Here is a 14,133-nt window from a genome sequence, read left to right as displayed (position 1 = left end):
GAAACCACCTGCCGCAGCGGCGAGCTGGCGCCGCTATCGATGGTTCCCTGAGCCAGAATCTGACAGAGGCAGTGGCCGGCCGTCATCGCTCACGCTGGTCAATCTGCCACTGAAACGAATGGTTGCGCATGCCGGTTATCCCAATGCACTGACACTGGCCAACCGCACGCGGTCTTTGATCCATTTGCGCGCTGACGCCAGGCTTTGACGATAATCATCGGCCGCCATCGAGAGCGATTCTGGCGAAGTCGCGCGTTCAAGATCTTCGGTCGACCAGTCATCGAGCATGCGCTTTGCCAAAGCAAAACAGGTGGCCTTCCCAACTCTGAAAGCCAGAGTGCGCTGGGACGCCTGCAATGCGGTCGCGCGTGCTTCGTCCGGATCTTCGGCATCAGAAAACTCGTTTGACAGTTCGTCCGCCATCTTGGCGACGACCGGATACAGGCCGTTCACGAACAACGTCTGTACCTCTGGGTAGAAGCGGGCGGCTCGGCCTTTCATCTCGCGATCAGCAATCTCGTCGGCTTCGGTGAGAATTTTGATCTCAGGAGCGCGCTCAAGCGCCCGCGCAAGCTTCGACGCGGTCGCGCCCTCAGGCGCCATTCGCACGCGGGATGTCGATGCCCGGGGCTCAGTCCGTTTTACCGGCGGCTTGATGCCGGGGACTTTCTCCTCGTCTTCCTCAGACTGGAGCGTCGTCGGTTCAGGCTCGGCAAGCCCGGCGTCATTGGCTTCAGACCGAGTGATCTGTTCCGGACTCTTCTTGACGACATTGGTCGGCACGCGAAGCTCGTCGAGCAGTGACTGAAGGTCGGATTGAAGGTCGTTCAGATCGTCGGCGCTGTCGGGGGATTCCGACCTAATGACCTCCTTCACCCAGTCGGGCATGAGCTGCCGGACCAGATAGGCATGTTGATCGGCAGTAAGCGGCGATCGATCGTGGCGCCACGTAAGCGCATCGCGGTACTGGTTTGGAAATGCCGCATCATCGGGCAGCCGGACTTCAACCGTCAATACCTTCGATCCGAACGGTATCCCGAACGTGGGCGCGACCGACGACCAGACTTTCTGCGTGCGAAAGTCATACCGCTCGTCGCGGTAAACCAGAGCCAGGAACGTCGTTGAGCCGGTCGCGGCGTTGGCCCGAGCACTATAGGTATGGCTAGACCCTTCGTGCTTGGGGTCATGAATGTAACGGACGGTTATGCCCGTCTCCGCATCGACGACGTCTTCGTGACGCGGAAGTCGATCAAGAATCTCGTCGAGCGTGCGCAGTTGCCGGAACCTACCTGTTTCTTCCTTGCCCCCACCTTTGGTCATCGCGACGTCGATGCGCACTTGCACACCCGGCGAGAATGACACGAAACGCCTGAAAATGGACGTGGCGATGAAGCTGCGGTCAACCGACACGCCAGTGCCGATCGGCTCGGCGACCGTATCGTGGTCAAGACTTTCGCCAAACAGCACGACTTCCGTCCAGTCGAAATCGATGGCTGTCCCGGCCGCCTGGACGACCGAAGTGACATCATAGATCGTATCGGTCTGGCCATCGGCCAGTTGCACGGAGAAGCGAACATAGGTCTGTTCCTCCTCGTCCCACCCGATTGTGACCTCGTTGACTTCTCCGTCTTTGCAGGACCGATAGCGGATCCCATCCGGCGACGCGGCGAGCCCTGACACCTTTGCGCCGATGCCAAAGTTTCCGTCGAGCGCCATCATCTTGTTGACCGATGAACTCAGGTCGGTCGCGCGCCGCAGCTCGGCCGCGCTCATCCCGACGCCGGTATTCCAGAAGGTCAGCTTCCGCACGCCGTCGATCACCGTCGGGAAAATCTCGACGCGCCGATTGCCTTCGGGCGCGAGCGCTGCGTTCTCGTCGGCGTTCTTGAAGAACTCGCGGATGAGCGTGTTGATCGGCGCCTGCTGAATCAGCCGGTTGATCAGGAAGGTCTTGTCACCAATTCCGAGGTGTTCCGGCCGCATGATCTCGTCCCTGTTTAGAGCTTAAAGCTGTCCGAAGGTTCGGTTGACGAACCGAAGCGCTTCTCGAGGTCGGACACGGCCTCCTTCAGCGCTTTGCTAATCTTCCGAATATCGGCCTCGCTAAATTCGTAGGCCCGACGGTTCGAAAGATTCCCCAGCTTGCGGATCGCGTCCAACGCGATCTGCGTGCGCCCTTCCGCCAAGCGCACAAAATTCGTCCTCTTCTCACTGTCAGCCACGAGTCGCCTCCATCATGAATTTCAAGGTAATAATGATTCCTTATTCTTGCAATAGTTCGGCGTATTTCACGGTGATATTCACTGTTAAATCGTCATGAAATTTTATAAGGCCTTGGAATCCCCGGAGGAATCTGCTCCAGTGTCCCCACATCGGCCGCTGACGTCCCGAACGATACCTGCCGTTGGACCAAGATTCTCTCGATCCTTGTCGCTAACCCAGGTCTGCCGGGCCAGTTCACAGGTAACATCGACCCAGTTGCTCATCGGAGAGGTGTTCGTCCCATTCACGATCGTGGTGACGGGGTCCGGTTCGCTGTCGAAAGGGATGCCGTGCAGCTCGCCAACCGGTCTGATCGGGGTCGTTCGATGCCCGTCGGCATGATAGCGTTGCGGATCACGGAATAGATCGAGGCCGGAGTGTTCAAGACCGCAGTCGGCAAGAAAGAGCTATCGGCGATCATTGAATCGATGTCCGACCTCGATGTTGCTCGCTTCCTCTACTGCCAAGAAATGGCCGGAGCCTATCTCGCAGTTGGCAAGTTCGAGAGCATGCTCATCTCAGCAATGCACATGTGCGACCGGGTCAAGTTGCAGAAGGCGCTCGGACCGGACCAGGGCGCTTGGGAGCGATCCGTGGCAAAAAGAGCTTTGCTTGAGGGTTCCACCTTGGGATCGTTGATCAAGATTCTCGAGCGCCTCGAGATCGACGATGCCGACACCGCTTATCTGAAATGGATCAAAGAAAAGCGCGATTACTTTGTCCATCGTCTCTTTCACGAGGGCGCTTGGCCAGGCGAGTTGGACGAGCTTGGATGCCGGTTGATGCGCCGGAGGCTTGTCGCACTTCAGCTCTGGCTGGAACGCGGCGAACGGAATATTTGGCTAATTTTCGAGAGAGCTGGTTTCGTTGAGCTAAATCGACTTAGTGACGGTAGTTTCCTCGCGATGAACATGGCCATCTACGACGCGGTCCAAGGCGACGTGGCCAGAACGAAGGGCGATGTGGGCTAGGTGCGTCATAATCTCGATCTACTCCGCGCAGATCACTGTGACCGCAGACATTCCAGTATGGAAGCGCGATGAAACGCGGAAAATGCTGGCCGTATGGTCAGTCAACGGCGAGTTCCACCACGTCGATATAAAATGCTCCGCCTTTCCAGTCGCGTGTGACGCCAGCCTCCTCGGCCTCCTCATACTTCGCCTTGCAGAAGCAGCGAACTTTCCCGTCGATCTCGATCTTGACGGCAAGACCTTTTCCCTCCGGCTCGTCATCGCAAAGACCGATGACCCGGCGCTCCAGCATGATCGCGCCGTCATCGATGCGGCTACCGCGAACGTGATGAGACGCAATCGGCGGGATTGGGCCGCGCCCATAGGTCGCGGCCTCCGGATAGAAGCCGATCACCACATCGGCGGGGACCCCGGCAGGCAGGTCGAACGATCGCGGGAGCATACGCCGTGCGGTGATCGTGCCCCACTCGCTCAGGTCACCGAACCGCTCGAAACCATGGCGCTGCCAGAAGGTCCATGAGCTTCGCGGCGAACATTCGATCGAGAGGACATTCACATTGTCATCCATCGCCCGTTGCAACGATGCCGCGAATAGCGCATCCCCCAGCCCCTGCTGACGGCAGTCCTTGCGGACGCTGACAATGTCAGGCGCATAGTCGCCTACCTGCACGGCGACGACCTCATCATCGCGCCGAATGACCCACAAGTCGCCATACTCAAGAGCGCGCTCAATGATCCCCCGGTTGCACCAGAAGCCTTCGCCGTCCTCCGCATATTCTCGCTCGAGCCAGGTGAGGGCAGCGGCGAGATCGGCGGGCGTTGCCTTGATCACCTCCATGATCAAATCTCCCACGGGCCGCCGGGACGCCAGCGCCCCTCAAAGGCCGCGCCGCCAGCCAGGGCAGCGACCGGCGGCATCACCAACCGCTCGATCTGCGCCTGAACATCCGGAAACGGCTCCGGCGCGAGTGCTATCTCGGTGCGCCTGAGAAAGGCGGCCCACTGGCCCTGCCTCTCGTCGGCATAGGCGGCAGTCAGCGCGGCCGGGATTTGCTCCGGGATTTTCGTCTGGCGCCGCTCGAAGGTCGCGGCGATCGCGCCCGCCAACACGGTGCCGTCAAATTCGAAACTATTGGCGATGGCCCAAAGATCGTAGAAGTCCTTCAGGCGGGTGTTGATCATATCGAGCGCCACCATCGCCTGGAATTTCTCCGCAACGACCGTTTCCGGCGGATAGGCACGCAGCTCGGCCATCGGCTGATCGAGCATCGAGGGATAGCGGATATCGACAGGCGCTGGCGTAACGGCATCTCCATAGCCGATGTCGACGTGCATCGGCAGGCGGGCGCCCGCGAGCTCCGCCAGAAAGTCGATCCGGACGCCAGCATATTCATCCTCCGCGCGCGCGGCAGCGGCCTTCAGCGTGTCCGGCCGGAACAGGATCCCATCATCCTCGACCTCAATGGCAAGGATTTCCTGAAACACCGAGGCCAGCTTGTCCGGCGCATTCTCGCCGGCGCCGAGCAGATCGAGATCGCCGGTCGCGCGGTACGGCGCGTCGGTCCACAGGCTGAAAAGCATCGCCCCCTTCAGGATGAAACGGTCTCGATGTGGCGAACGGCTCAGCCGATAGAGCAGCCGCTCGATGACATAGCGTGTCATCAGGAGCTGCGCGTTTTCCCGCCGGCTGCGCGCCCGCGCAACCAGGCGGTCGCGGACCGAGATCGCGACATTCTTCGGTGCTTGGCTCACACCATCGCCTCCAGATACGGCCGCATCACCGATTGAACGCGATCCATCTGCGCATAGCGGTAGATCTGATTGAGATCGCGACGGGAGCGGGTCTTCATGAAGTCGCGCAGTGCTTCGACCGCCACATCGATACCGATCTTGTTCCGATGCTTGAAGCAGTCGGCGACCGTTTTTGCCGGGTCGGTGATCGGAACCGGCACACCATCGATCATATGGGTCTCGACACCGGCCGTGAGCGCTTCACCACTTGCGCGCACGATCTTGAGCGCGACCGATGCGTTCACCGGCGCCCAATCTTTCTGTCCCAGCATCATCCAGACCATGTGCGGCGTCTGCGTGGTCAGCTCGTGATATTGCAGCGCCGACAGGAGGCAGATCACGCCTTTGGGCTGGATCCGGGCCGCTTCCGCCAGACTGGTACTGCTCTCGACCGATGCGTCGGCGAGCTTGTAGAGTCCGCGACCGATCTGCTGCAGAATGCCCTGATCGCGCAGCCGCTTCACCGTTGCCCGCGTGACACCGGCCGCATCGAAGTCGCGGCCGCGCGCAATGCCGCACTGACGTGCGACTTCAAGGGCCCGATCGCGGTGACTCGCAGCTTCCATGAGCAATGATATAATTCCTTGGTATTTACGCGCAATGACCAAGGATTTGTATCGCAGCACCCGGCGTCATGCTATCGCTTCGGCATGACGGATTCAGCTTCCTTCTCGGAACGCCACGGCTATCACGGCGCCGATGTCGAAATCACCACCCGGGAGGACGCCCCGGAGGAGGTTCGAGCCGCTGTCCTGATGCTGGGCTATGCCGCCGGCATGGGGCCAAGCGGCATGCGTGACACGGTCTGCGAGGTGCTGCTCAAGCGCCCCGATCCCAACAACTGGTCGCCGGGCAATATCGAGAACGAGGTCCATCGGCTGATCGACGACGCGCCCTGGTACAAGGTCTACGACATTGCCGAGCGCATCCACGCCGAGATTGCCCGCGAAGATTATACCGGTACCAAGCAGGCCGAATATGCGCGTCGCCTGACCCAGTTCTTTCGGGAACACGGCGTCGGCTGGCAGATGGAGGAGGGGCGCATCGTCTTCCGCGGTTCGGAAGCCTTCACCCTGGCGACCCGCGATGCTGTCGCCACCATGCAGCAGGCCGGAAGCCCGACCGCGGCGAACGAGGTTCACGAAGCGCTCAAGGACATTTCGCGTCGCCCCTCGGCCGACGTCACCGGCGCGATCCAGCATGCGATGGCGGCTCTTGAATGCGTCGCGCGGGAAGTCGATGGGAGCACCGATACCCTGGGCCAGATCATCAAGCGGCTCACGATCCCGCAGCCGCTCGATGGCGCTCTCCACCGCCTCTGGGGGTTCGCATCCGAGCAGGGCCGCCACATCCAGGAAGGACGCGAGCCCAGCTTCGAAGAGGCGGAACTGGTCGTCACTGTCGCTTCCGCCGTCAGTGTCTACCTGCTGCGGCAGGCAACGCCCGCCGGATCGCGCTAAGCGGGCGAGATGCCGGCCTTGCCGAACAGTCCCGCAGCACGAGAGGCCGCGATCGAGCGTGCCAAGCGCCCTTCGGAAGACGCCTATCTGAAGGCGCAGATCAACCAGTCAGCACGCGTCCTGATCGATTTCGTGACGGAAAACCGCGCGACCGATGCGTTCGAATTTCCCTTCAGCCACTCTTATCCGCGCAATTGCTGCGAAAGCGTCTCGATGATCTTCAGCTATCTGCTCGAAGACAAATATGCGCTCCCGGACGTCACGATCATCCGCGGCACGAAGCCGCGCCTGCATGAGCATCACTTCTGGGTGCGGGCAGCCGGATCGCTCTACGATCTCACCGCCCAGCAGTTTCCGGGGCGGCTACCGATCCTCGGCGTCGAGCGTCACGCCCTCTTCGCCAGTTTTCCGGAGCATCGCGCCATCCATGAGCATGGCTTTGTCGACCGCGAAGAGGTTCTTGCCCTCCATCGCGCCGGCGTGATTCCCTTCTGAGCCATGGAATGCTTCCGGATCGACGAGAGCGGCTACACCGGCTTCGATCTCCTGAACCGCGACCAACGGTTCCAGGGTGCGACCGCCATTGCGATCGACGATGAAGAGGCCGCCCGGCTGATCAGGGAGTATTTCCCGCGATTGCAGGCGGGCGAACTGAAATATCGCGCGCTCTCGCGCCGTCCCGGCAATCATCCGCGCCTGCTCGCGCTCCTCGCCGAACTGCTGCGCGCGCATAAATCCGTGACCTATGTCTGCGATAAGCGGTTCCTGCTGATCCTCATGTTCTGCGACTATGCCGTCGAGCCATATTATTATGAGCGGGGCTGCAATTTTTACGAGGACGGCCAGAATTACGGAATGGCCTCGCTGCTGGCGACGGCAGGCCCCACGCTGCTCGGCAAGTCCGAATTCGAAGCGATGCTCGCCGCGTTCCAGCGCGCGACCAAGGAAAAGACGCCCGCCGCCCTCAAGGATCTGGTTCGAGCAGCGCAAAAGACCAAGTGGCGGGAGTTGCCCGAAGCCATCGGCCCGCTTGCCCAATATGCCGCCCCGGAATGCCTGTCGGCGATCGCGACCGAAGGCGTGACCACCGACGCGGCATTGGTTGTCCTGCAATCGCTCATCACCCGCATGGAAGTGATGAGCGACGGTCCCTACCGCGTCGAGCACGATCAGTCGAAGAACCTCGCCACCTATCACGACCTCCTATGCCGCTTCATCGGCCATGAGGAGGAGATCGAACTCCGCCAATCCGAGATCGCCAGCTTCAAATTCCCGCTCAAACTGACCGAGGTCGTCCAGGTCGACTCCAAGGCGAGCCCGGCCGTCCAACTGGCGGATGTCATGATCGGTGCGGCGCTGGAGGCCGCAAACGTCATGACAGGTCTGCGCGCTGACGGCTTGGACCCGGAGAAACTGATGCCGCTCTATGCCGAGGATCAATTCATTCACCTGATCCCCAGCGTCGATTTCGCGGAACAGAAGCAGTTTCGGCGTGGCACTCAGGCGGCTGAAGTGATCGACTATTTTGCGGCAAATTTCGGGCCGAAGAAGTGACGACGGGCGCGAAGAGCGAGGATCCGACCTCCGACGTCGGGCGCAAGCGGCACTATACCGATCCGATGGGATCGCGAGCGCCAGAACTGGAGCGATGCCTCATTCGCCACCGCGCACTTCAGATGATCCTGATCCTCTATTATGCCGAGGAACTGAAGCGCGATGTCATCAATGGCGTCGCCGCGCAGATGCGCTGGCGCGGACAAAGCACAGCGCAGCCAGCCGGCGGAGATGGGCCATCGCAGGAGGGCAAGAAGCAGAAGCGCGCCTTCGACCATCTCGTGCAGGACGGCGTTCTGACCGACGACGAGCGGCGACACATGGTTGCTCTGATCGGTCGGCGCAATGGCATCGCCCATCACCTCGACCATGTGACCGCGGACCTTACGACCGATCGGACCGTGCGGGAATGGCTTGACTATTATCCCGACCGGCAGACCCACGATTATGAGGCGCTCGACCAGTTACGCGCCGCCCGCCGGCTGCTGTCGGAGCGCATGGCAGCGCATCATTATGTCCTCGAAATCGATATGCGCGGCATGTTCTTCGAGAGTACCGAGCGTGTCCTCAGCGCGGACCTCAAAGCCCTCGAACGCCGCATTCGAGCCCTGATGCGCCAACGACGCGGCAACATTGCCCAGCTCAACGCGGAACTGTCGCTCGAGGGTAGCGAACTCACCGGTCTGTTCGATCCGCGCTGGCCGGAGAATCGCTACGGCAACAGGCAGCGCCTCACCCCGCGCGGCGTCGAGACATGTTATCTCCTCTACGACATGGGCAAGTCGCCGCTCGCGGTCGCGCACCTCATGGACCTCTCGCTGACCGCGGCGCGTCGCCGCGCGCGACTCTGGAAAGCGGCGGGCGGTCCAAATAGGGAGCGCCGACCGCTCGCAGACATTCCGAAAGCGCGCATTCGCTATCGTCTGGAAGATTAGCATCATGGCAAAGAAAAAGACCGCCGTTCACGTCTTCTATTCGTGGCAAAGCGACTCGCCCAAGAAGACCAACCTCAATGCGATCCGCACGGCGCTGGCTGGTGCCTGCAAGCGTCTGGAGGCGGCCAATCCCAAACTGAAACTGGTGCCTGACGAGGCGACCCGGGACACCAGCGGAAGTCCGAAGATCTACGACAAGATCGTCGAGAAGATCGACGCGGCGGCGATCTTTATCGCCGACATCACCACCGTCACCGCGCCGGGGGCGGACCGGCCATGTCCCAACCCAAATGTGGGCTACGAGCTTGGCTATGCCGTGGCGACATTGGGCTGGGACCGCATCATCCTGTTGTTCAACACGGCGATCGGCAATTTCCCGGCCGATCTCCCCTTCGACTTCGCCCAGAACCGAGCGAGCCCCTATAGCTACGCCCTGACCGATCCATCGACGAAACGCGACGATCTCGGCAAGCTGCTGGAGATCGCGGTCAAGGCGGTTCTCGACAAGAATCCGAAGCGTCCAGCCGAGATCAAGGGGCTGTCGCGCGAGAAGATCGAGCACGATCATGATGTCGAGAATATGCGCTGGCTGATGGACACGCTCCATCTCCCCACCCTCCAGCAGCATATCGAAGAGCTGCCCCACATGATCACCGACAAGGCGATCTGGTTCTTCGAGAATTTTCGCGGGGTCGCCGAGAACAGCCTGTTCAGCGTGTACGACCCCGTGCTGCGCGAGGCGGTCGACAAGCTTTATGGCGGGTGGCTCCGGGCCCTTGCGCATGTTGACGAATATAATTCGACGCCCAGCGGGAAATCCCATGTCTTCAGCAGTCCCGGCGATATGCCGCTGACGGGCTCGCGCCAGACGGCATGGAATGAAATCGACGCCGGTCGCCACGAAATGGCGGCCGGCCTCACCACAATCCTGGAACGGCTGCGCGCCGACTATATCGAGATCAACATTCTGCGGACCAACGAGCGGGCCTGGAAAGGCTATGTCGATTTTCAGCGGGAGGTCGAAGCTCGGTGGGACGCAAAGCCGAAACGCCGCAAGAAGAAGCCGAAGGATTAGGTGATGCTGAAGGGGAATGCCTTCCCCTGACGCGGCGCCGAAGTCGCCGCGAACCCCTTCTGCGGGCGGCTCCGCCCCCGCATCGCCCCTTAGAGTGAGAGGAAATCGGGAAGTCCCGTGACGGGTAAGGGCTGAGAGAGAGGCTCTCGGCGCCCGTCGTGGAGATTTCCCATGGCGACTATCCTCACGCAGTCCGACACGTCCAGGCCGGTTTCGGCGGGCTACAAGGTCGATATCTCACGCGGTCAGCGCATCGCCCGCGTTTCCTCCGAGTGGTTCTCGCGCCCCGACGACGAACGCTTCCTTTCGCTGTCCTCGCTCCACGCCGCCGTTAAAGCCCGGGCCGAGCGCGCCACCGCACGAACCGTTGAGACCCGCGATGTCCGGGTCGAGGCCAGCCGCGACGATGCCGAACGCCTGGCGCTGCTCGTGCCCGGCCGCGACGAACCGATCACGCCAACTCATTGGTCGTTCGGCCAGCTTTGCAGCCTCGTCGGCGCGCCCGCTGGCTATCTCCGCCAGCTGCCCGCCCCGCTTGCCGGCATCAACATGCAGCACGGCCTGTTGTCGCATCGCGCCGAACTCATGAAGACGCTTGAGACCGACGATGGCCGGATCGAACTGCGCGCCGTCACCGGGCCAGACTATGGCCGCATCTGGGATCATGAACTGGTCGCGGCGGTCATGAAGATCGCTGGCGACGGCACCGGCGACACGCGCTGGAAGGTGCCCGGCCTGCTCGACTGGTCGACCATGATCCACAACCCGTTCGTCGAGGTGACCAAGGATACGACCACGCTCTACGCGAGCGACCGCGATGTCTTTCTGTTTTTGGTCGATGATGCCCACCCGATCGAGGCCGGTCGCCTGCCCAACGGCGATCCCGATCTCTTCTTCCGCGGCTTCTACGCCTGGAACAGTGAGGTGGGCTCGAAGACGCTCGGCATCGCCTCATTTTATCTCCGGGCGGTCTGCATGAACCGCAACATCTGGGGCGCCGAGGGCTTCGAGGAGATCAGCATCCGGCACAGCAAGTTCGCCGCCAACCGCTTCGCGCATGAGGCGGCGCCCGCGCTGGAGAATTTCGCCACGTCATCACCAGCGCCGTTCATGGCCGGCATCAAAGCCGCGCGTGAACGGCTGGTCGCCCGCACCGACGAGGATCGGCAGGCCTTCCTGCGCAAGCGCGGCTTCTCGAAGGGCGACACCGACCGGATCATCGCCACCGTGCTCGACGAAGAGGGTCACCCCCCGGCGTCGATCTTCGATTTCGTCCAGGGCATCACTGCGGTCGCGCGCGACAAGCCCCACCAGGACACCCGCCTCGAGCTTGAGGGCAAGGCCGCCAAGCTGCTCGCCGCCGCCTGATCGGCGATATCCACCTCATATCGAAAGGAGCGGTCTCATGATCGTTCTGCCACCGATCGTTCGCTACGCGTTGCGGGCTAATCACATCAATCGCCGGGCGGCAGCCGAGCGCGAAATCGCGGAGCCGGACCCAGTGCCGCTGATCAAGTTCTTCAATCCGCTGGGCGCACAGACCTGGCTCGCCACCGAACTCGGCGAGGATAACGATGCGCTTTGGGGATTGGCTGACCTCGGCTTTGGATGTCCGGAGATAGGTCCTTGGTCGCTCAGCGAGCTATCGGCGATCCACCTGCCGTTCGGCATGGGCATCGAGATCGATGCCGCCTTTACGTCCGATGTTCCGCTCTCGGTCTGGGCGACATGGTCGCGCCGAACGGGCTCGATCCTCTGGACCGAGACCCTGTTCCGGCGATCACCGCCGGGCGCGCCCTTGCAGGACTGACGGCCCGTCTTTCGGGCGTCGGCGCGGCTCTCCTCCTCTTAGAGGGAGAGGGCTGCGCCGGCTCCATGACGGGTTGAGGGTCGAGAGAGAGTCTCCCGGCCGCCCGTCATGGAGAAGACCCATGACCAAGCATGTGAAGATCGTCCTGAGCGGTTCGCGGGACATCGCCTTCAACCAGCTGGTGCTGAGCCAGGCTAATGTCCGCCGCGTGAAGGCCGGCGTCTCGATCGACGCGCTCGCCGCCGATATCGCCCGGCGCGGTCTCCTGCAGAGCCTGACCGTTCGGGCGCGGCGCGATGCCGATGGCGCCGAGACCGGCCTCTTCGAGGTGCCGGCCGGCGGTCGCCGCTTCCGCGCGCTCGAAAAGCTGGTGAAGCAACGCCGGATGGCGAAGACCGAGCCGGTGCCCTGCATCGTGCGCGACGATGATCAGATCTCGGCTGAGGAGGATTCGCTCGCCGAGAACGTCCATCGCGAGGCGCTGCATCCGCTCGACCAGTTCCGCGCGATGCAGCAGCTTGTGACCCAGGGCACCGACGTCGAGACGGTCGCCGCCACCTTCATGACGACTCCTGCAGTCGTGAAGCAGCGCCTTCGCCTCGCGTCCGTCTCGCCGAAGCTGCACGATGTCTATGCCGAGGATGGCATGACGCTCGAACAGCTGATGGCCTTCTCGGTCTCCGAAGACCATGGGCGCCAGGAGCAGGTCTGGGAATTGCTCCAGTCGAGCTACAACCAGCAGCCTTATATGATCCGGTCCAAGCTGACCGAGCAGTCGGTGCGTGCGACGGACAAGCGGGTGCGCTTCGTCGGTCTCGACGCCTATGTCGCCGCCGGCGGCTACGTCCTGCGCGACCTGTTCGAGGACGATCAGGGCGGCTGGCTGCAGGATGTGGCCTTGCTCGACCGCTTGGTCGACGAGAAGCTGAAGGCCGAGGGTGCCCGCATCGGCGAGGAAGGCTGGAAGTGGATCGCGGTCGCAGTCGACTTTCCCTACGACTATGACGACGGCATGCGCGTCATCGACGGCGACCAGCCCGAGATGACCGAGGCCGACGAGGGTCGACTGGCTGCCCTTCGCGAAGAAGCGGAGGCGCTCGAAGAGGAATGGTCCGGAGCCGGCGACGTGCCCGACGAAGTCGATGCCCGCGTCACCGCGATCGACGAGGAGATCAGCGCGATCGTCTCGCGCCCGCTGGTCTATAAACCGACCGAGATGGCTCGCGCTGGCGCGTTCGTCAGCATCGACAGCGATGGCTCGCTTTACGTCGAGCGCGGCTACATTCGCCCCGAGGACGAGCCTGCCGAGGAGCCGGTGGAAAGCGCCGACGAAGATGGCGCCATCGCGCTCGACGAAACTGGGCATCGCGCCGACGACGCCGACGCCGGTCCCGCGATCGTTTCCCTCGGTGGCACGCCTGGCGCTGTCGAGGGCGCCGATGAGGACGAACAGGACGATCTGCTGCGTCCGCTGCCCGACCGTCTGGTCACCGAGCTGACCACGCATCGTACGCTTGCGCTGCGCAACGCGGTCGCCAGTCATCCGCAGGTCGCTTTCGCCGCCGTGCTTCACGCCATCGTGCTCGACACCTTCTACCATTATTCGAGCGCGGCGAGTTGCGTGGAGATTTCGGTCCGGGGCGGCAGCCTCGGCACCCATGCGCCGGGACTCAACGACAGTGCCGTCGCACAGGCGATCGACGCGCGGCACGAAAGCTGGTCCGAACGGCTTCCCGATCAGCCGGCGGACCTGTGGGACGTGTTGATTGCGCTGAGTGCCGACGATCAGGCGACGCTGTTCGCTCACTGCGCGTCGTTCGGCATCAACGCGGTGTGGGAACCGGCCAATCGCTATAATGAGGGCCGCGTATCGGCGCGAACCGTCTCGGGCCGGATCGAGCACAGCCATGTGCTTGCCCGTGCCGCCGACCTCGACATGGTCGCCGCCGGCTGGACCGCCACGGTCGACAATTATCTTGGCCGGGTGACCAAGGTCCGCATCCTCGCCGCCGTCGAGGATGCCAAGGGCGTCGAGGTCGCCGCGCGCATGACGGGCATGAAGAAGCCCGACATGGCCAAGGAAGCCGAACGCGTGCTTACGGACAGCGGCTGGCTCGCCGAGCCGCTCCGCACCCCTACCGTCGAACCTGTCGATGAACCGGCGGCGATCGACGGCGAAACGGCCGTGGAGGCCGAGGCGGCATCGGAGCAGGATGCCGGCGAGGGCAACGAGCATTTCGCTATCGCGGCGGAATAGCTCCCTTCCATCTGGGGC

Annotated in this window: 14 protein-coding genes; 9 read left to right on the top strand and 5 right to left on the bottom strand. The window is 62.4% G+C overall.

What is annotated here, in order from left to right:
* Positions 1 to 135: 135 nt before the first annotated feature.
* Complete coding sequence (locus EV664_RS07680) at positions 136 to 1,983, bottom strand: hypothetical protein (RefSeq protein ID WP_133495114.1); 1,848 nt, start codon at positions 1,981 to 1,983, stop codon at positions 136 to 138.
* A 14-nt stretch (positions 1,984 to 1,997) separates the two neighbouring features.
* The gene (locus tag EV664_RS07675; RefSeq protein ID WP_133495113.1) at positions 1,998 to 2,222 is read right to left on the bottom strand and encodes a hypothetical protein; all 225 of its coding nucleotides are present in this window, start codon (positions 2,220 to 2,222) and stop codon (positions 1,998 to 2,000) included.
* 417 nt (positions 2,223 to 2,639) lie between these two features.
* Here EV664_RS07675 and EV664_RS07670 point away from each other — a divergent pair, with 417 nt between their 5' ends.
* Positions 2,640 to 3,233, top strand: coding sequence for a hypothetical protein (locus tag EV664_RS07670; protein WP_133495112.1), 594 nt, complete (start codon positions 2,640 to 2,642; stop codon positions 3,231 to 3,233).
* A gap of 97 nt (positions 3,234 to 3,330) precedes the next feature.
* Here the strand turns inward: EV664_RS07670 and EV664_RS07665 are convergent, their stop codons facing one another.
* From EV664_RS07665 to EV664_RS07655, 3 genes are read right to left on the bottom strand one after another with little or no spacing between them, the layout of a single operon-like run.
* Complete coding sequence (locus EV664_RS07665; protein ID WP_133495111.1) at positions 3,331 to 4,071, bottom strand: GNAT family N-acetyltransferase; 741 nt, start codon at positions 4,069 to 4,071, stop codon at positions 3,331 to 3,333.
* Between the two features lie 2 nt (positions 4,072 to 4,073).
* Positions 4,074 to 4,985 carry a nucleotidyl transferase AbiEii/AbiGii toxin family protein gene (locus EV664_RS07660; protein WP_133495110.1) on the bottom strand — a complete coding sequence of 304 codons (912 nt, stop codon included), beginning with the start codon at positions 4,983 to 4,985 and terminating at the stop codon, positions 4,074 to 4,076.
* Entirely contained in the window at positions 4,982 to 5,590 is a 609-nt protein-coding gene (locus EV664_RS07655; protein WP_133495109.1) for a type IV toxin-antitoxin system AbiEi family antitoxin domain-containing protein, read from the bottom strand. Before EV664_RS07655 ends, EV664_RS07660 begins: the two co-directional genes overlap by 4 nt.
* A gap of 18 nt (positions 5,591 to 5,608) precedes the next feature.
* Between EV664_RS07655 and EV664_RS07650 the strand changes: the two genes are divergently transcribed.
* The 8 genes from EV664_RS07650 to EV664_RS07615 all read left to right on the top strand — a co-directional run bounded on the left by EV664_RS07650 (position 5,609) and on the right by EV664_RS07615 (position 14,115).
* On the top strand, positions 5,609 to 6,484 hold the full coding sequence (locus EV664_RS07650) for an AbiJ-NTD4 domain-containing protein (RefSeq protein ID WP_211338483.1): 876 nt from the start codon (positions 5,609 to 5,611) through the stop codon (positions 6,482 to 6,484).
* Between the two features lie 18 nt (positions 6,485 to 6,502).
* Positions 6,503 to 6,979, top strand: coding sequence for a hypothetical protein (locus tag EV664_RS07645; protein WP_229668169.1), 477 nt, complete (start codon positions 6,503 to 6,505; stop codon positions 6,977 to 6,979).
* Between the two features lie 3 nt (positions 6,980 to 6,982).
* Positions 6,983 to 8,038 carry a DUF3800 domain-containing protein gene (locus EV664_RS07640; protein ID WP_133495108.1) on the top strand — a complete coding sequence of 352 codons (1,056 nt, stop codon included), beginning with the start codon at positions 6,983 to 6,985 and terminating at the stop codon, positions 8,036 to 8,038.
* Between the two features lie 122 nt (positions 8,039 to 8,160).
* The gene (locus tag EV664_RS07635) at positions 8,161 to 8,973 is read left to right on the top strand and encodes a hypothetical protein (RefSeq protein ID WP_229668168.1); all 813 of its coding nucleotides are present in this window, start codon (positions 8,161 to 8,163) and stop codon (positions 8,971 to 8,973) included.
* A 4-nt stretch (positions 8,974 to 8,977) separates the two neighbouring features.
* Positions 8,978 to 10,048, top strand: coding sequence for a hypothetical protein (locus EV664_RS07630; RefSeq protein ID WP_133495106.1), 1,071 nt, complete (start codon positions 8,978 to 8,980; stop codon positions 10,046 to 10,048).
* 171 nt (positions 10,049 to 10,219) lie between these two features.
* The gene (locus EV664_RS07625) at positions 10,220 to 11,416 is read left to right on the top strand and encodes a DUF932 domain-containing protein (protein ID WP_133495105.1); all 1,197 of its coding nucleotides are present in this window, start codon (positions 10,220 to 10,222) and stop codon (positions 11,414 to 11,416) included.
* 37 nt (positions 11,417 to 11,453) lie between these two features.
* Positions 11,454 to 11,858, top strand: coding sequence for a DUF2958 domain-containing protein (locus tag EV664_RS07620; RefSeq protein ID WP_133495104.1), 405 nt, complete (start codon positions 11,454 to 11,456; stop codon positions 11,856 to 11,858).
* Positions 11,859 to 11,979: 121 nt separating this feature from the next.
* Positions 11,980 to 14,115 (top strand): ParB/RepB/Spo0J family partition protein, encoded by a 2,136-nt coding sequence (locus EV664_RS07615; protein ID WP_133495103.1) that lies wholly within the window; start codon positions 11,980 to 11,982, stop codon positions 14,113 to 14,115.
* Positions 14,116 to 14,133: the final 18 nt, after the last annotated feature.

This window comes from Stakelama pacifica (assembly GCF_004361835.1).
Taxonomy (GTDB): domain Bacteria; phylum Pseudomonadota; class Alphaproteobacteria; order Sphingomonadales; family Sphingomonadaceae; genus Sphingomonas; species Sphingomonas pacifica.
The sequence above is the reverse complement of the archived record's forward strand: the minus strand, read 5'-3'. Positions and strand labels throughout refer to the sequence as shown.